This window comes from Acinetobacter sp. YH12040 (genome assembly GCF_013420005.1).
Classification (GTDB): Bacteria; Pseudomonadota; Gammaproteobacteria; order Pseudomonadales; family Moraxellaceae; genus Acinetobacter; species Acinetobacter amyesii.
On the sequence record NZ_VOZB01000009.1, the window covers coordinates 83424 to 101705 of the forward strand.

Consider the following 18282-nt stretch of genomic DNA (forward strand, 5'->3'; position numbering starts at 1 on the left):
TCTCCTTAAATCCACGCATGGCGTGCAGGTAATTTATGATTTAAGTAATAGTCGCCTAAGGTATGCAGCTTCCAGCGCACAGGATCATGTAAGGTGTGTACTCGGGCATTGCGCCAGTGTTGATCAAGGTTATGGGCACTCAAACTTGCACGGCTGCCGCCTAATTCAAGGAGTTTTTCAGAGATCTGTAAGGCTGCATCATTGGCATAGATTTTGGCTTCAGCGACGCGAATCGAAGCCAGAGCAGCTTGTTGTTCGCTCACCTGATCAAGCTGATCTAATTCATCGAGATAATCTGCGGCTTCATCTAAAAGTAAAATCGCAGCATCCAGTAAAACGGCAGATTTACCCACTTCCTGTAGGGTGTAAGGCTCAAAACTGGCTTTATCAACTTGTGCATCCACAATCGGACGGGCTTTTTGTACTGTAGAAAGGGTGTCTGCAAAGGCAGCTTCCGCAATCCCGACATCGATCGCGACTTGCATCAATTGTGAAAAGGCACCGCGATACGTTGGCCCTGCAGAAAGCTTGCGTTCATCAAAAATTAATAGGGGGTCTACCACGACATGGTTCAGTTTGACGGTGCCACTTGACGTTGTGCGCTGACCAAAACCATTCCAGTTATCAATCACTTCTACGCCTGTAGCGTGTCGATCAATGATGGTCAGGACAACATGACCTTCAGGGTGAACGGCTTTAATCGCCAACCAATCTGCAAAACTACTGCCGGTTGAATAGAACTTTTCACCATTAACAACATACTTTCCATTTTCAATGCGCAGCGTTGTATTTAAGGTTTTGGTATCTTTGGTATTGCGCTCTGGGCCACCATTGGCTAAACGTTTTCCCTGTAAAATTTCATTAAAAATAAAGGCTTTTTGCTCATCTGTTCCCATGAGGTCAATCATATACAGCAAGGCAATTTGGTTTTGTGGAATTTGGCCCACGCTAGAATCTGCTTTGTTGATAATGCGAAAAACCTGCGCCAGTGTCTTGTTCGACACGTAGGCACCGCCAAATTGCTTGGGTATACGAATACCGCCTAAACCTTTCTGACTGAATAAGTCGATTTCTGCAAATGGGAGTAGGCGGTTCTAATCACGTTCATTTCGACCTTCCAAAGCAAAATCTGCAACGTGATACGCTGCATGAATTGCTTCTAAGTCGTTTTCAATAACATGAATATTTTCAGAGATTAAATGAGACATAATGACACCTTTAATAGATATCAAAACGCTACTCGTAAATGCGTGATTCTTTAAATGATGGATTATTCTTAACTTAGCAAAATGTCTGTTTAGCATTTAATCTGCATAAAAATTATGCAAATTTGATAAAATAAGTGTTTGATTTAAAACAATAGATGCAGGAAAAACAACAAGAGTATTGAAGATGTAAATCTGGTTTTAGCAACTTTGTAGATATTCAACTTTAAAAATAATATATCTAAGACAGGGGCTTAGCTGTTTTTTTAATACTTTTTATTAATGGTGGTCAATCAGCTTGAACTCCAATAGATGCTCAATATCATAGAGCTATGCAAAGATTAAAAAAGGGCTATAAATTGATTCAAATGTTTTTCAATCTGCAATAAAAAAGCCCCCATCTTTCGATGAGGGCTTTTTGAATTTGGAGCGGGAAAGGAGACTCGAACTCCCGACCCCAACCTTGGCAAGGTTATGCTCTACCAACTGAGCTATTCCCGCGGAGTCTATCCTGTTTTTTTACTAAAAAACTGAATCGAAAAAAATTTGGAGCGGGAAAGGAGACTCGAACTCCCGACCCCAACCTTGGCAAGGTTATGCTCTACCAACTGAGCTATTCCCGCGGAGTCTATCCAATTTTTTAAATAAAAAACCGAATGAAAAAATTTTGAGCGGGAAAGGAGACTCGAACTCCCGACCCCAACCTTGGCAAGGTTATGCTCTACCAACTGAGCTATTCCCGCATAGCCACGTATAATACATTAAGGATTTTTCAGGTCAATAACTTTATGAAAAACTGTGCATCGTTTGCATAAAATAAAAACAATTTGTTTGAAAATTGGAATATTTTTGCAGGTCAAAGGCTTCCATTTTGATGAAATCATGCAATTCAGGCGGTTTCAGCAACTTTGCGACACAAGAACTTCAACAAATACAGGCTATACTAAGACCAGTTGAACTTTTTTTGAATTTGGGAGAGCCGTTTTGAGTTTAGAACAGCAATTAATTGAGCGTCTACAGACATTAGCGCCTACACATCTTGAAGTGGTGAATGAGTCCGCAGGTCATGGTGGTTATTTCCCAGGTAAAGAATCGCATTTTAAAGCTGTGATCGTGAGTGAGGCTTTTGCAGGCTTGCGTTTGGTGCAACGTCATCAAAAAGTCTATGCCGCAGCCGGTGATTTACTTAGTCCGGGGCAAATTCATGCCTTGGCCATTCATGCGTTTTTACCCGAAGAATGGAAAGGTCAAGATACCACTAGCCCTGAATGTGCGCATGCACCCAAGTCATCTTAAGGTGAGCCATGGAAACGCAATTAATCATTAAAATCATTCATATGTGTGGCGTGGCTCTAGGCTGTGCTGCCATTTTCATTCGTGCTTTTACGCTGTTTAAAGGGACGCAGGGCAATTTACCCAATCCAGCAGGTCGTAAGTTTTTTGTAGCTTTGCAACATGGCTCAATGACATTAATTGCCGTGACGGGAATTATCTTATTGTTTATGAAGAACTTTGATGTGCAGCCATGGTTCTATGCCAAAGTTGTGTTGTTTTTGGCGCTGCTGTCTTCTTTATCTAAAGCGTATAAGAAAGATGACAGTGTTTTATTGGTTCAGCGCCGTGCGGGCTTATTTATTGCAGCTGTTGCACTTATTTTCATCATTACATTGGTTATAATCAAACCAGTTTTTGGATAAATGGCTTATCCACATGGCCGATTTCAAGGCTTGAGTAGAAAAACAAAGATTAGAGGGTTTTGAATGTGTACGCGTGTGGTATTTAACCAAAAAGGTGGTGTGGGGAAATCGAGTATTACGGTTAATTTAGCTGCGATAAGCGCGCACCAAGGTTTAAAAACTTTGGTGATTGACCTCGACCCTCAAGCCAATTCAAGCCAATATTTGTTGGGGGATGATGCGACGTATTCGGCAGATAAGCCTGCACTTGAACCCAATATTGAAAATTATTTTGATGAAGTCTTGGGGACACAACAAAGTAAAGGATTGTTGGGAAATGCCATCGGTTCGATTTTAAAAAATCGTACTAAAGGTCTAGAAAGCTATGTACATCAATCACCGTTTAAAAATTTAGATGTAATTCCTGCCAGTCCAAATTTAGGCGCCTTGGCACATGCCTTAGAATCTAAGCATAAAATTTACAAACTGCGTGATGCTTTGCAGCAGATGAGCGGTCAATATGATCGAGTGTTTATTGATACACCGCCTGCCTTTAACTTTTTTACTTTATCTGCGTTGATTGCGGCAGATCGCGTGCTGATTCCATTTGACTGTGACGTGTTTTCAAAACGAGCTTTACAGACCCTGATCGAAAATGTGTTGGAAACGCAGGATGATCATAATGATCATTTGGAAATTGAAGGCATTGTGGTCAATCAATTTCAGGCACAGGCGAAGTTGCCGCGCGAAGTTGTACAACAACTCAAAGATGAAGGTCTGCCTGTATTGGACAGCATGTTGCCGCCTTCGGTGCTGATGAAAGAATCTCATCATAAAAATCAACCTTTAATCCATTTGGCTGCAGATCATAAATTGACGCAAGCCTATCAATCATTGTTCAATGAAATTGAACAAAAGTAGTATCGAGAAAAGTATGAATGCACTTAAATGTGGTCTAGTTGCTTTCACTGCTGTTGTATTGGGTGCATGTGCAAGTACGCCTAAACCAAGCTATGTTTCACCTACACAGTATCAGTCTTTGAGTTGCCAACAATTGCAAAGCGAATACAACCGAATCCACGACTATATTCAAAATGGTGTAGAAACACCGAAGCGCACAGGCGTTGGTGTCGGTGTTGGCCTCGGTGGTGGCTGGGGCAGCCGTGGAGGTTGGGGAATTGGTCCGAGTATTTCGGTCAATATGGGACAATCTTCGAATACTAAACGTACCGAACTTTCACGCGTTCTAGGTGAGCAAGAAGCGATTGTACAGGCAGCAAAATTTAAAGGTTGTCCGATTATCGTTCGCGCAAATTCGGCTACCGCAGCAAAATCATAAACGGATCATGAGCAGGGGCTCAGGCCTGTGCTATGAGAAAAGTGTAATAAAATTTGTCAGTAGGCGAGGCGTCTACTGGCATTTTTTTTGAGTCAAATAAAATGCACTATTTAGAGCCAATAAAATATTTAAATCTATGAAAAAATTAAATTAAATATCATTCGTAAATTTTAACACCTCCTTCTAGTCTTGAACATTCAGCGTGAGTGCATTGACTTGTACAAGGATAAAACTGACCTAGCGCGTACTTGTTTTTTTAAATTCATTTCGGCTAAGGTGTGCGCTTTGAAACATTGTCTGGGTATTTATGATTGAGAGTTGGCTTTTTGTATTGGCAATGATTGCGGTGATGATGACGCCGGGACCTAGCAATGCACTAATGGCAAGCTCTGCACATCAAAAAGGCATTGCAAAGACGTGCATGCTGATTCCTGCAGAATTATTGGGCTATTTCTATGCTATTAATTTGTGGGCGTTGATTATTCATTTAAGCGCTCCAGTGTGGCCGAATTTAATTCACTTGCTGCATTTTCTTAGTATTGCTTATGTTTTATGGTTGGCTTTTCATTTGTGGAAATCGACGCATTTACATCAGTACAATCAAAAACATCCTTCAATTCAACCACGTGAATTATTTATTTCCTCATTAAAAAATCCGAAAGCCTTGCTTTTTGCTGCAGGTATTTTCCCGATTGAAACTTGGGCAAGCCCATTAAATTTTATTTTGGTTTTCGCTGTATTTAGTGTGGTTTTGCTGCCTGTTGCGTTGTTTTGGATGTCATTTGGACGGACGATTTTGGCCGGTAAGACCCAAAAAATTAAGGCCGATCTTCTGTATAAAGGATCGGCCCTGATGCTGATTTTATGTATGTTCCCTGTGGTTTTACGCTTTTTTGCTTAAAGGCGTTCACCAGATCGGTTTATTTCTTTAATTTTGCTCGAATAAAACCAATTACACCCGGTAAAACACTAATAATAATGATGCCGAAGATCAGATGGGTGAAGTTATCTTTCACGATTGGCATATTGCCAAATAAATAGCCCAAAGTGATAAATGAGCCAACCCAACAAATCGCACCAATCATGTTAAAAGTCAGGAAGTACTTGTAGTTCATGCTGCCTGCACCTGCGACAAAAGGCGCGAAGGTTCGTGCAAAAGGAATAAAGCGGGCAAAAATAATGGTTTTACCACCGTGTTTTTCAAAGAATTTTTGCGTATTCACCAAATGTTGACGGTTAATGAAGCGTGATTCAATTTCAAAGACACGTGGGCCAATATATTTACCAATATGGTAGTTCAGCGTGTCGCCCAAGACTGCCGCGATAAACAGCAAAATCACCAAAACCCACGGATCCATGGCACCTGTTGACGCAGCGAGCGCGCCTGCTGCAAACAGAAGACTGTCACCCGGTAAAAAGGGCATGACCACCAAACCGGTTTCAACAAAAATAATCAGGAACAGAATTGCATAAATCCATACGCCATAATTGGTAATGAACTCGAGTAAATGGTCATCAACATGTAGTATAAAATCAATCAGTTCCATGGGGCTTATATGCGTAAAATAGTGGTCTGATGCTATCAGTCTGGGGCAGTAAAGTCAGTATTAAAACGTAATTAATTATCAGTAAAATCGTTCTATATATGGAATGATGAGTATTATAAAAGCATATTTAAAGAGAATAAGAAACGACCTAATCTAAGCACATCTTTTGAACAGTATTAAGAATAGGTTTCAGTATGCTTAACCCAAATTTGATGGTGAAAAATCTGAGTCAACAGCCTCAAATCAATGCAGTGATCAGTCTCGTTGCACGTATATTAATGGCTTATATTTTTATTGTGGCAGGTTGGGGCAAAATTACGGCTTACACTGCAACCGCAGGTTATATGGAGTCAATGGGTGTACCGGCAGGGCTACTTCCTATCACCATTTTAGTTGAGTTGGGTGGCGGCTTAGCTTTATTGTTTGGTTTTCAAGCACGTTTTGCGGCATTGGGTCTAACCGTATTTAGTTTAATCACTGCATTTTTATTCCATGGTGGTGCTGAAGATGGCATTAACTTTATGAAAAACTTGGCGATGTCTGGCGGCTTATTATTTCTTATGTTACATGGTGCAGGTAAATTCAGTTTGGATCATTGGATTGAAAAATCAAAATAAAGCGGTTATGAGTCCGAGCATCCATCAAAGCGGCGTTCTGCCGCTTTTTTCATGTCTATCGCTGATTGAAAGCGGATGGGTAAAGTCCTGAAATGTGTTGTAAAAAACATCGTTTGGCTTGTGGTTTTTGTCCCTGTCCGAATAGTGTGCGAAAGTCCAAGAAAAATGTTAGAATACGGCGCTTATATTCGTTGCCTGCATAGTTGTTTGCCATGACTACCAATACCCAAATTACTGAAGACCGTATCCTGATTTTGGATTTCGGTTCTCAATATAGTCAGCTTATTGCACGTCGTGTACGTGAAGCTGGTGTTTATTCAGAAATGTACGCATTTGATATGTCTGAAGAAGACATTCGTGCATTTAACCCAAACGGGATCATTCTTTCAGGTGGTCCAGAAAGTGTTCATGAAGAAGGTAGTCCGCGCGCACCACAAGTTGTATTTGAACTTGGTGTACCTGTTTTAGGTATTTGCTATGGTCTACAAACCATGTCAGAACAGCTTGGCGGTAAAGTTGAGCCAGGTACTGTGCATGAATTTGGTTATGCAGAAGTTGATATTAAAGTCCGTGATGCTTTAATTGGTGATCTTGAAGATACCAAAGACCAATTAAAAGTGTGGATGAGTCATGGCGATAAAGTGACTCAAATTCCTGAAGGTTTCCAAATCACTGCAAGCACACCAAGCTGCCCAGTGGCGATGGTTTCTGATGAAAAACGTCGTTTCTACGGTATCCAATTCCACCCAGAAGTAACTCATACTGCGAAAGGTGCTGAGTTATTGTCTAACTTCGTACATGGCGTATGTGGTTGCCGTAACTTGTGGAACTCAGAAAACATCATCGATCTTCGCGTAGAACAACTTCGTGAGCAAATTGGTGATCAAAAAGTTCTATTGGGTCTTTCAGGCGGTGTCGATTCATCTGTTGTGGCTGCACTTTTACACCGTGCGATTGGTGACCAATTGACTTGCGTATTTGTAGATAACGGTTTACTTCGTTTGAACGAAGGCGAACAAGTGATGGATATGTTTGCGAAAAACATGGGTATCCGCGTGATTCGTGCCGACGCTGAAAATCGCTTCTTAACAGCTCTTGCTGGTGAAGTTGATCCAGAGAAAAAACGTAAAATCATCGGCCGTGAATTCATTGAAGTGTTTGCTGAAGAAGCACGTAAGCTTGATGGTGTGAACTTCCTTGCTCAAGGTACTATTTACCCAGACGTAATTGAATCTGCGGCAAGCAAACAAGGTAAAGCGCACGTGATTAAATCACACCACAACGTGGGTGGTTTACCAGAAGATTTAGCATTCGAATTGGTTGAGCCAATCCGTGATTTGTTCAAAGACGAAGTACGCCGTTTAGGTACAACTCTTGGTCTTCCATTTGAAATGCTTTACCGTCATCCATTCCCAGGCCCAGGTCTAGGTGTACGTATTCTTGGTGAAGTGAAAAAAGAATATGCTGACATCCTTCGTCTAGCAGATGACATCTTCATGCAAGAACTTCGCGCAAGCGGCTGGTATGACAAAACTGCACAAGCATTTGCCGTATTCCAACCTGTGAAATCTGTGGGTGTCGTAGGTGATGGCCGTCGTTATGCATGGGTAATCGCGCTTCGTGCTGTAGAAACTGTGGACTTTATGACTGCACGTTTTGCACACCTTCCTTATGATCTTGTAGACAAGATTTCTACACGTATCATGAACGAAATTGCTGAAGTTTCTCGTGTTGTTTATGACGTATCGTCTAAACCACCTGCTACGATTGAATGGGAGTAATTTAGGGATTTCAAGAAGCGAAGCTTCTTGCCTAAATTACGCCAAGAGCTATGCTCGCGGCAGTTTTGGATTTCAAGAAACAACGTTTCTTGCCTAAATTACACCGAGAGCTATGCTCGCGGCGATCTAGGGAAACCTAGATATTTCTAAGAAAAAAGGACGCCTCGGCGTCCTTTTTTATATCTCAACATTCTATTTATAAACAATTGACCAACTACTATCGCTTTCATTATTCGGTTCAGCTTTAGGCTTCGCTTTATGGGTAAAGCTTTGCCATGACTTTGTCGATTTACGTTCGGGTTTCATGCTTGAATCATAGCGCTCTACACGGTTACGGCCATTTTCTTTTGCCTGATATAGTGCAATATCCGCTTGCTTAATCAGTTCAGTTAAATTTTGTTTATGTGATTTAAGCTGTGAAACACCAATGGAGACGGTAAATTGGATCGGGTGATTTGCGACATTTAGCAATGATTGATTTTGAAGCGTTAAACGAATACGTTCTGCGATTAACATTGCATCCTGTATTTGCGTTTCCGACAGCAGCACAATAAATTCTTCACCACCAAAGCGAGCCAAGACATCTTTTTGGCGCATTTCTTTGCGGGTGGTTTCAGCGATACATTGCAGTACTTGGTCACCAACATCATGCCCGTAATTATCATTAATATGTTTAAAATGATCGACATCAAACATCAATAAGCAAGTACTTGCAGGCGTTGGCCATTCATGGATACGGTGCTCAGCCAACTGAACAAACTGACGACGGTTGTATAACTGGGTGAGCTCATCTGTATGCGCTAAATTTTTCAGTGTATGCATATTCCAGTCGTCAAGTAGGGTACGTAAAAAATGACGACGTGCATTGAGTGTATTGTTCCAACTCATATGCAGGCTGATCATCCAAACAGGAATAGACACCACCACAAAAATCAGTGCTTCTTGCCATGATAAAAGCTGACTCACCGCAAAATACACCAATAGCGAAATGAGGCCCGAACAATACAAGGCTGGCTTAAATTGTGTTTGTACGCAGACATTGGCAATTAAAATAAAGATCGACGCACCATAGATATAGGACGAGACCATTGGGCTATTTGAAGCCAGTAATAAGCCAATCCAAATCGCGGTACTGCAGACTGTCCCAATCGGTAAGATCATGTCGAGCACACGAATATCTTTTTTGTATTTAAACAGATAGAAGCTGACCAATAGGGCAGCAATAATCATGGCCACTCGAGAAAGACCTGACCAAAAGAACATGTCAGGGATAATAAAAATGTCAGCAAAGAAATAAAGAAGAAACGTAATCTGCGCCATGTAATTCACTTGACGTAAATAAGGTAACTGATGGGCATACTGATGTTGTAGAAAATAGTTTCTAAACTGCGTAGGAATACGTGCAAAAGGATCTGCAATGGCTTGTTCAATCTCGGCACGATTGGCAAGATCACACTCAGAAAGTTTCAAAGTATGAGTATGATTTTTACGAACTTCCTGAGCAGACGAATTAGTCCGAGAACTCATTCGTACATCAACAGACATGTCCCTTCTCCATAAATGGCTTAGGAAAATTATGAATAAAAAACATACAAAAATATCTACCTGAAACTTGGGATTTTTCGAATGAATGATAAAAAATCGTCTGTTGAATGTTACAAAATATATTATTAACTTGCTGTTTTATAAGTTGATATTTGATTTCTTCCTGCAGATTTTGCTTGGTAAAGTGCCTGATCGGCCATGCGAATTACACTTTGTAAATCTCGGTTTTTTTGACCAAATTCGGCAACACCAATTGAAACGGTAAATTTAAGTTTTTGTAGTGTATCAAGTTCTAAATAATCATCGGCTATTGCCCGTCGCAGACGTTCGGCAATATCTTGAGCCTGACGCAGGTGTGTCTGCGGTAAAAGGATAATAAATTCTTCACCACCGAAGCGGGCAATGATGTCTTGGCTACGTAAAGTATGTCGGCACGTTTCGGCAATTTGTTGTAAAACATGATCACCAATATAGTGCCCAAACTGATCATTAATATTTTTAAATTTGTCGACATCAAAAATCAGTAATGAAAGTGGCTGTAACGGTTTGGACTGATGCTGAATATGATAATTGGCAAGTTGAATAAATTGACGTCGATTGTTTAAGCCGGTCAGCACGTCGGTATGCGCCATAATATTGAGCGCTTCTCGGTTCAACTGATCGAGTTTACTGTGTAAAAACACAATTCTGGATTTTTGTGTTGAATTCCAACTGATATACAAACTAAATAACAATACGGGCGAATAGATCAAGATAAACAGTTGCAGTTGATGGATATTGCCAGAAATGGCGAAATACACCCCAATCAGTAAAATTAGACTGATACATAGAGAAATGAGCACAGCAGCCTTAAAGCGGATTTGCACACATAAATTGGCTAACACAATAAAAACCAAAGATGCATATAAATAGATCGGCACATCGGGGCTATTGGATAAATTGAGTAGGCTAAACCACAGGGCAGAAGCGCCAACGATCGATAGGGGAAGCATCAAGTCAAAGAGTAAAATGCTCTTGCTATATGTATAAATGACCCATGTGATGCCCATCATCAGTAAGGTATAGGCCGTTTTTAAGCCTATCGCGAGCAAACCCACATCGGGCAACATAAACCAATCCGCTATGGCATAAGAGAGATAGGCCAATTGTGCAACGATGTTGACTTGGAAAAAGAATTTAAAAAGTTGACGACGATGGTAGTGGAAAAATTCTTGACGAAATTGAGCAGGAACGCGAACAACGGTTCCTTTCAAGGCTTTTTGGATCAGTGCACGTGATTCTTTCTTATACTCATTGATCATGCAAGATTACCGACGGGTGAGCATGGTTTGTATGTAATTTTATGTAACTCAAATAATCTATATCATTTTTGTTTAAAATTAAACACGTTATTTCAATGATTTGTGAATTATTTGGTATTGTTTGGTCAAAAGTGAGTGTTAATTTATGTTACTTAAATTTACATTTCACGTGATTTGAACAAGTAATTTCGCATTGGATGTTGTCTAAATAAGCATCGAAAACTGTTATGCTGTATGTCATATTAGGCAACAAAAAAACGATTGTCCTATCTCTGTGATTCAGCGTATTAATGACAGCTGAAGAAGATTGAGTTAATGCAGATATAATGGAAAAAATGCATAGCTCTAGCCGATAGTCCTTGCATCGGCTTAGCCAAATTTAGGGTAAGAATATGACCAATACCAATTACACAGAAATATCTCATTCCGACGATTGTGAAAAATACGTCAATCAGTTCATTCAAGAATTTCCACTGCGCCGTGCTGAAATTGGTCAAGGCACAGTGATTAAACGAGCTTTACCAAGTCGTCATAAACGAATGATTGGTGCATGGTGTTTCCTTGATCATGCTGGTCCAGTGCATTTTCCTCAAGGTGATGGCTTAGATGTTGGGCCGCATCCACATATTGGTTTGCAAACGTTCACCTGGATGATTGATGGCACCATGATGCATACCGACAGTTTGGGCACACATCAGTTAATTCAGCCCAAACAAGTCAATCTCATGACAGCGGGTTATGGTATTTCGCATACTGAGGTTGCTCCAGAGTCTGAAACACAAATGCATGCTGCGCAGCTTTGGATTGCATTGCCAGATGACAAAATCAATATGGCGCCCCAATTTGACCATTACCCAGAGTTGCCTGTGGTGACACAAGACGGGATTGAATTGACGGTATTGGTGGGTGAATTTTTACAGACTAAATCGCCGGTAAAAGTGCATAGTGAATTATTGGGGGTCGATCTGAGTAGTTCGGAAAGTCAAAGTACCGTCTTGCCGCTCAATCCAAAATTTGAATATGGCTTTATGGCCCTCGAAGGGACTGCCAGTATCAATGGTCACGAGCTCAATGAAGACAATATGGTGGTACTTGAGCCGGGCTTAACCCAAGTCAAAATTGATCTGCATGCAGGTGGCCGTGTTTTATTATTAGGGGGGGAACCTTTTGAATCACCGATTCTGCTGTGGTGGAATTTTGTGGGGCGTACACAAGAAGAATTGAATATTGCCCGTGAGCAGTGGATTAATCAGGACGAACGTTTTGGCTCTATTCCAGACTATGATGGTCCACGACTAGAAGCACCGGCTTTCCCTGATAAAATGCGTCCATCACGTTAACTTAAAAATAAAAATGAACAGCCGTACCTGTGGTGAAAATGGTGCGGTATAACCATGAGGGAGTCATTATGGGTATCGTCGCAACGGCAACAGTAAACACCTTAGAAGCACCGTGGTCAGGTGAAATTCAGAGTGGAAAACATCAACTTATTACCGATAAGCCCGAATCATTTGGCGGCGGGGATTTAGGTTTAGCACCGTATGATTTACTGTGCGCCTCTTTAATTTCATGCACCATGATTACCTTGCGCATGTATGCAGCACATAAACAAATCCAATTGGGGGAGTTTAGTGTCGAGGCAGACTTTTGTGCGAACCGTGAAGGTGCTGAATGGGTTGAGCGACGCCTGCATTTTCAAACATCCTTGGATGCAGAATTAGAGCAAAAGATCTTGTCCATTTGTGAAAAAACTCCAGTGACAAAAACTTTATTGCGCAGTGTAGACATTAAAACCACTCTAGTTTAATTTAAATGCAGGTCGCTACTGTAATGTGCAAAATTTAGTTTTGATACAGATCCAAGCAGTGATCTGACACTTTTTATGATTTAAGTACTTCAAAATAATAATGGCATGCCAGAAATAAGAAAATTTTAGACTTCATATAGGAGATGAACCCATGCGGGTGCTACATCATCTAGAAAAATCTCGTTCATTTCGTATTTTATGGGCAATGCAGGAATTAGGACTGGATTATCAGGTTCAGTTTTATCTGCGCCAGCCAAATTTGTCTGCTCCCCCTGAGCTTAAAGCCATCCATCCTTTAGGGAAGTCGCCCATATTGCAGGATGATGGACTGGTCTTGGTAGAATCTGCAGCGATCTTGGAGTATTTACAAGAGAAGTATGATCGGCATGATTTTTTTGCAGCCAAGGCGGAACATTCAAAACAACAATATCGCTTTTGGATGCATTATGCCGAAGGTTCTCTAATGCCGTTGTTGGTAATGCAGTTGGTCATGAGCAATGTGCCACGCCATGTACCTTGGGTCATCAAACCCGTAGCTAATCGCATTTGTGATGGGGTGAAAAAAGGTTTTGTACGACCTCGCTTAAAAGAACATATCGAGTTTTTAGAAAAACATTTAGCGGAAAATGAATATTTTGCGGGACCGTTTAGCTTTGCGGATATTCAGATGACGTTTCCATTAGAAGCCGTCATGACCAGAACTCAAGGGCGATATCCACAAATTCAGGCTTTCTTACAACGGATGCAACAGCGTCCTGCATATCGCCGTGCCAAACAACAAGAACAACAGTTGGAAGCACAGCAAGACCGGCAGGATGATTCTGCTTAGCTCACATGATACAAGCGTTCTTTAGGGAAGACGACTTTAAACAGCGAACCACGGTTTTCTTTGGACTCAATTTCAAGGTGTGCCTGATGTTGCATCAAAACGTGTTTCACGATGGCAAGACCTAAACCTGTTCCTCCGGTTTGGCGACTACGTGCGCTGTCCACACGGTAAAACCGTTCCGTTAAACGGGGTAAGTGTTTCGGGTCAATCCCGATACCCGTATCTTCAACGGTAAAATAACCATGCGTACCATCATCATGCCAACCAATGGTCACGGTACCGCCTTTCGGGGTGTATTTAATTGCATTGGTGATGAGGTTACTAAAGGCACTCGCCAATTCCATATCTGATCCGATCAGGTCACAGTGACTATCAATCTCGAGATTCAGTGTATGTCCATAATCCACATTGTAAGCATGTGCATCGTCATATAGTTGGTTCATTAGGCTGGGCATTTCAATGATTTGATTTTTAGCAACTTTTTTATCATTTTCCAGACGAGATAATAATAACAAGTCATTAACCAAAGCATTCATACGGCGGGTTTGAGACTGCATTTGATCGAATGCGCGTTTCCAGCGTGGATTTAAATCTTCCTGATCGGTAAAGGTTTCGATATAGCCACTTAAAACCGTAAGTGGTGTGCGTAGCTCATGTGAAATATTATCGACAAAGTCTTTACGCATTTGCTCAAGGTTATGCATGCGCGTGACGTCATAAGCCACCAATAAACGACTTTCGCGACCAAAACGGGTTAATTTGACTTGCACATAATGGTCTTCGAGCACTGATGATTTCATTTTCAAACCATCGGGGGCTAAATCGATATTGGTAAAGTATTCGATAAAACTGGGCTGTCTTAAAATGCTTAAAATATTGCGCCCTTGATCAAGCTGTTGAATCCCCAAAAGTTTTTCTGCGGCAGGGTTCCACCATTCGATTTGGTGTAATTCATCAATCAATACCACAGCTTCAGCAAGCGCCACCAAGGAAGATTGAGCGCGGTCAATTAGGCCGACCATTTCAGCTTGTACAATGCGTTCTTGGCGCTGCGCACGGTATACATTAAAGAGCAAAGCCCCCCAAATACCGTCTAAATTCGGCGGGACATCATAGGGCCGGTTTGAAATCCATTCGTTAACCAAGTACAGCGAACGCATTTGCAATGCAAAGAACACTGCAAAGGCAACTAAGATGCAGATCCATAAGTACCCGATACCAAAGCCGATGAGTGCAGCAATGAGTAGGAAAAATGCCAGAAGTCTCAAATCCTGCTTGGCAAAAGTCCATAAACTGCTGTAACGGAATTTTTTATGTTCACTGGCAAGTTCAGGGACGGGATACGGTTCGTACATAGAAAATTAAAGACCTAAAATGACTAACCCATCACAGCGTCTGCACGGGTAGAGAAACGGTAACCTGTACCACGAACAGTTTGGACATAACGATCGGCTTGGAAAGGTTCAAGAACTTTACGCAAACGACGAATATGCACGTCAATGGTACGGTCCTCAATATACACGTTTCCACCCCAAACCTGATCTAATAATTGAGCACGGGTATAGGCACGTTCAGGATGAGTCATGAAGAAGGCCAGTAAACGATATTCAGTCGGTCCCATATCTAAAATGGTGTTACCAAAGCTGACACGTTGGCTGACTGGATCGAGGATTAAACCATTGGCATCAATGGTTTTTTCACCACCCAATGCATTTGAGCGACGCAGCACAGCTTTAATGCGTGACACTAACTCACGGGTGGAAAAGGGTTTGGTCATGTAGTCATCTGCACCCGCGTCCAGACCTTGGACTTTATGGTCTTCTTCGCCGCGCGCAGTGAGCATGATGACTGGAATTTCTGACAAATTTTCATCGCGTTTTAAACGACGACATAGGTCTACACCACTCACGCCGCCAGGCATCATCCAATCTAATAAAATCAGTGCAGGACGCTGATCCACAATCATTTGGTGCGCTTGTTTGGCATCTTCAGCTTGCTGACATTGAAAACCAGCCATATCCAGTGAAGTATGGATCATTTCCCGAATCGGGAGTTCGTCGTCGACGATTAAAATATAGTCATCTTTCACAGCGCAATACCCTATTTTATGTAAACGGTAGACCGTTTTATATTTATGACAGGCTTATTACAAAGATTAATTATGACAGTATCATTGCAAAAATGATCTTTCATTGGGGTTTAGAAAGAAATTGTGACAATTTAAATCCTGAAATATTCAACAACATGGGCTTTGCATCATGTTGTTGTCACAAAAAAATCATTCAAAAAATTGTAAAGATCAGTGTTGAACTCAGAATTTATTTCCTGGGTTTTTCAGAAAAAGCATCCAACAAGGCCAAAAAGACCACGCTACATGACGATAAAACTTCGTCAATCGGCTGTTTATAACCACTCATGACCCAGCGAATCGCGATTTGGGTGACATAACCATTGAGACCTGTTGCGACCATTGAAATTTCGCGTTCTGAACGATCAATATTCGGCATCATGAGCATGACAAAGGCATGAATCATACGGTCAAAGCGCATCATGGTTTCATGAATCGTGGCTTGGTTATGTAGCTCTTGTACCAACATAGCATCGATGTAAATGATGCGCGCCATACGGGGATTATTTTTTAAAGTTAACAGTAGGGCGGTTAAACCTGCTTCAATCATTTTTTTAGAATCGGTGGATGCTTGCATGATGGCTTGCATCACGTTTTGTTGCAGTTCATCGATTAATTTTAAAAAGATGGTCTGGAACAGTTGCTCACTTTTCTTAAATGATTCATAAAAATAGCGTTCGGTCAGCTTGGCTTCCAAACAAATATCTTTCACAGTCACTGAAAAAAAGCCATGTGTTCCATAGGCTTCTATACCGGCTTCAATCAGTTTTTCACGTCGCGCTTGCTTACGTTCACTGAGAGAAAGCCCTTTAAATTGACGTTCCTTCACATTTTTTGCCTGTTGTTGTTCTGTGTGATTTGTTGCATCTGTCATGAAAATATACGCTGAACTAAAGCAGAATTTTGTCTTATTTTAGCAATAATTTCAGTTTAAACCTATGTTTAAGCATTGGCGATTTCAACAGCTTAGCACGTCCTAAGATGACATTGACAATATGTATTGTCAAAACTATATTAAGTCGACGAACTGCACACATTGGCAAATGAGATCACGCTGTGATAAAGCCAAGCGGCAGCATAAAGGAATAAGGAATCACAATGAAAAACTTCAAAAATAAAGTGGCTGCCATTACAGGTGCAGGTTCAGGTATTGGTCAGCAATTGGCTGTGCTTTTGGCTAAACAAGGCTGCCATCTGTCTTTAAGCGATGTGAATGAACAGGGTCTAGCGGCAACCGTTGAATTGGTTAAAGCCAGCAATGTACGTGTAACGACGCAAAAACTCGATGTGTCAGACCTTGCAGCAATGAAAGCATGGGCAGCACAGACTGTTAAAGATCATGGTTCGGTGAATATGATTTTTAACAATGCGGGTGTGGCATTGGGTACGACCGTTGAAGGGGCAAGCTACGAAGAGCTAGAGTGGATTGTCAATATTAACTTCTGGGGTGTGGTTTATGGCACCAAAGAATTTTTACCGTATATCAAGCAAAGTGGTGAAGGTCATATCATCAATATTTCCAGCTTGTTTGGCTTAACAGCACAGCCAACACAGTCGGCATATAATGCCACTAAATTTGCAGTACGTGGTTTTACCGAATCTTTACGCCAAGAATTGGATATTGAAAACTGTGGCGTGAGTGCGTTATGTGTACATCCGGGCGGTATTCGTACCAATATTGCCAATGCCGCAAAAATGAATGACAGCTTGAAAAGTTTAGGCATGAACCCACAAAAATCGGCACAGTCGTTTAATAAATTCTTGCGTTGTCCACCTGAAGAAGCGGCTCGTCAAATCATTGAAGCAGTACAAAAAGATAAGCGTCGTTTATTGATTGGTAATGATGCAAAAGCGATTGATTTAATTCAACGTTTGCTACCGACGGGTTATCAAAAATTAACTGCCATGGCGACTAAATTTGGTCAATAAGCGGTAATTAAAATCAATTGAAAAGAACCCACGTCAGTGGGTTTTTTTATGCTCTAGTAATATTAGAAGCGCAATTTGATCCAAATAAAAGAACGATACGCGGTAGTGTCATCCGCAATTGTTTGAGACAAGACGACTTTTAATCAAAAATGTTTTTGCGATCCTTTGAATCATTTGATGGTATTGAATGAGTTTTGTCGTTGAGGTGTATTGCACCGCAAGATGGTTTCCTTCGAAGCACGCTTCTCATTTTGTCGAATGAGAAACAACGTTTCGTAAGAGTACCTCCAGCCGAAGGCTAATCCCGTTATTCAATCCCTAGATGTAAGACTCCATCGAATAGATTTAAAAATCATTTTAAAAATCTGAAATTACTTTTACAGGCGTAACATCAGTTATTAAAAGCCCAAAGCGTATTTCTTATTTCATAAAATGAGATATAAAAATGGAAATAACTGATGATTTGAAATAAGCAACTGTTGAATAACCAACAGTTTTTTGGCGTTTAAACCAACAGAATTTATCAGATTTAAATAATAAAACTTTAAAAAATAATTACTTAAAATGTTGGCACAGTT

At 41.0% G+C, this 18282-nt stretch carries 17 protein-coding genes, 3 tRNA genes and 1 pseudogene; 11 read left to right on the forward strand and 10 right to left on the reverse strand.

What is annotated here, in order from left to right; genetic code table 11:
• Positions 1–5: 5 nt before the first annotated feature.
• From FTT99_RS11505 to FTT99_RS11520, 4 genes and pseudogenes are all read right to left on the reverse strand, one after another.
• A pseudogene (locus FTT99_RS11505) lies at positions 6–1208 on the reverse strand (SfnB family sulfur acquisition oxidoreductase).
• A 422-nt stretch (positions 1209–1630) separates the two neighbouring features.
• Positions 1631–1706 (reverse strand) — tRNA-Gly (locus FTT99_RS11510).
• A gap of 46 nt (positions 1707–1752) precedes the next feature.
• Positions 1753–1828: transfer RNA gene (locus FTT99_RS11515), tRNA-Gly, on the reverse strand.
• Positions 1829–1875: 47 nt separating this feature from the next.
• Positions 1876–1948: transfer RNA gene (locus FTT99_RS11520), tRNA-Gly, on the reverse strand.
• Positions 1949–2189: 241 nt separating this feature from the next.
• Between FTT99_RS11520 and FTT99_RS11525 the strand changes: the two genes are divergently transcribed.
• The 5 genes from FTT99_RS11525 to FTT99_RS11545 all read left to right on the forward strand — a co-directional run bounded on the left by FTT99_RS11525 (position 2190) and on the right by FTT99_RS11545 (position 5121).
• A complete protein-coding gene (locus tag FTT99_RS11525) occupies positions 2190–2501 on the forward strand; it encodes a BolA family transcriptional regulator (protein ID WP_078191519.1) in 312 nt (103 codons plus the stop codon).
• Between the two features lie 8 nt (positions 2502–2509).
• The gene (locus tag FTT99_RS11530) at positions 2510–2902 is read left to right on the forward strand and encodes a SirB2 family protein (RefSeq protein WP_180049492.1); all 393 of its coding nucleotides are present in this window, start codon (positions 2510–2512) and stop codon (positions 2900–2902) included.
• A 63-nt stretch (positions 2903–2965) separates the two neighbouring features.
• The gene (locus FTT99_RS11535) at positions 2966–3802 is read left to right on the forward strand and encodes a ParA family protein (RefSeq protein WP_180107666.1); all 837 of its coding nucleotides are present in this window, start codon (positions 2966–2968) and stop codon (positions 3800–3802) included.
• Between the two features lie 13 nt (positions 3803–3815).
• The gene (locus tag FTT99_RS11540; protein WP_078191516.1) at positions 3816–4220 is read left to right on the forward strand and encodes a hypothetical protein; all 405 of its coding nucleotides are present in this window, start codon (positions 3816–3818) and stop codon (positions 4218–4220) included.
• A gap of 307 nt (positions 4221–4527) precedes the next feature.
• Positions 4528–5121, forward strand: a complete 594-nt coding sequence (locus FTT99_RS11545; protein ID WP_180107665.1) for a LysE family translocator — start codon at positions 4528–4530, stop codon at positions 5119–5121.
• Positions 5122–5140: 19 nt separating this feature from the next.
• Here the strand turns inward: FTT99_RS11545 and FTT99_RS11550 are convergent, their stop codons facing one another.
• On the reverse strand, positions 5141–5767 hold the full coding sequence (locus FTT99_RS11550; RefSeq protein WP_078191514.1) for a DedA family protein: 627 nt from the start codon (positions 5765–5767) through the stop codon (positions 5141–5143).
• Between the two features lie 194 nt (positions 5768–5961).
• Between FTT99_RS11550 and FTT99_RS11555 the strand changes: the two genes are divergently transcribed.
• Both FTT99_RS11555 and guaA read left to right on the forward strand, forming a co-directional pair.
• A complete protein-coding gene (locus tag FTT99_RS11555) occupies positions 5962–6384 on the forward strand; it encodes a DoxX family protein (protein ID WP_180107664.1) in 423 nt (140 codons plus the stop codon).
• 212 nt (positions 6385–6596) lie between these two features.
• The gene (guaA, locus tag FTT99_RS11560) at positions 6597–8165 is read left to right on the forward strand and encodes a glutamine-hydrolyzing GMP synthase (RefSeq protein WP_078194056.1); all 1569 of its coding nucleotides are present in this window, start codon (positions 6597–6599) and stop codon (positions 8163–8165) included.
• Between the two features lie 192 nt (positions 8166–8357).
• Here the strand turns inward: guaA and FTT99_RS11565 are convergent, their stop codons facing one another.
• Both FTT99_RS11565 and FTT99_RS11570 read right to left on the reverse strand, forming a co-directional pair.
• Positions 8358–9692 (reverse strand): GGDEF domain-containing protein, encoded by a 1335-nt coding sequence (locus FTT99_RS11565; RefSeq protein ID WP_180130849.1) that lies wholly within the window; start codon positions 9690–9692, stop codon positions 8358–8360.
• 143 nt (positions 9693–9835) lie between these two features.
• Positions 9836–11011, reverse strand: a complete 1176-nt coding sequence (locus FTT99_RS11570) for a diguanylate cyclase (protein ID WP_180010806.1) — start codon at positions 11009–11011, stop codon at positions 9836–9838.
• Positions 11012–11403: 392 nt separating this feature from the next.
• Here FTT99_RS11570 and FTT99_RS11575 point away from each other — a divergent pair, with 392 nt between their 5' ends.
• From FTT99_RS11575 to FTT99_RS11585, 3 genes are all read left to right on the forward strand, one after another.
• On the forward strand, positions 11404–12351 hold the full coding sequence (locus tag FTT99_RS11575; RefSeq protein WP_180059665.1) for a pirin family protein: 948 nt from the start codon (positions 11404–11406) through the stop codon (positions 12349–12351).
• Between the two features lie 68 nt (positions 12352–12419).
• Positions 12420–12818: an OsmC family protein gene (locus tag FTT99_RS11580; RefSeq protein ID WP_180003541.1), complete on the forward strand. Its 399-nt coding sequence runs from the start codon at positions 12420–12422 to the stop codon at positions 12816–12818.
• Between the two features lie 151 nt (positions 12819–12969).
• Complete coding sequence (locus tag FTT99_RS11585; RefSeq protein WP_180116334.1) at positions 12970–13647, forward strand: glutathione S-transferase family protein; 678 nt, start codon at positions 12970–12972, stop codon at positions 13645–13647.
• Here FTT99_RS11585 and phoR read toward each other — a convergent pair.
• From phoR to FTT99_RS11600, 3 genes are all read right to left on the reverse strand, one after another.
• On the reverse strand, positions 13644–15002 hold the full coding sequence (gene phoR / locus FTT99_RS11590) for a phosphate regulon sensor histidine kinase PhoR (RefSeq protein ID WP_180130820.1): 1359 nt from the start codon (positions 15000–15002) through the stop codon (positions 13644–13646). The two genes, FTT99_RS11585 and phoR, sit on opposite strands and share 4 nt — an antisense overlap.
• Before the next feature lie 23 nt (positions 15003–15025).
• Positions 15026–15736, reverse strand: coding sequence for a phosphate regulon transcriptional regulator PhoB (gene phoB, locus FTT99_RS11595; RefSeq protein ID WP_078194048.1), 711 nt, complete (start codon positions 15734–15736; stop codon positions 15026–15028).
• 229 nt (positions 15737–15965) lie between these two features.
• Positions 15966–16649 (reverse strand): TetR/AcrR family transcriptional regulator, encoded by a 684-nt coding sequence (locus FTT99_RS11600; protein ID WP_111885789.1) that lies wholly within the window; start codon positions 16647–16649, stop codon positions 15966–15968.
• A gap of 224 nt (positions 16650–16873) precedes the next feature.
• On the opposite strand from FTT99_RS11600, the gene FTT99_RS11605 reads away from it, so the two are divergent.
• Positions 16874–17704, forward strand: a complete 831-nt coding sequence (locus tag FTT99_RS11605) for an SDR family oxidoreductase (RefSeq protein ID WP_078194047.1) — start codon at positions 16874–16876, stop codon at positions 17702–17704.
• Positions 17705–18282 lie beyond the last annotated feature (578 nt).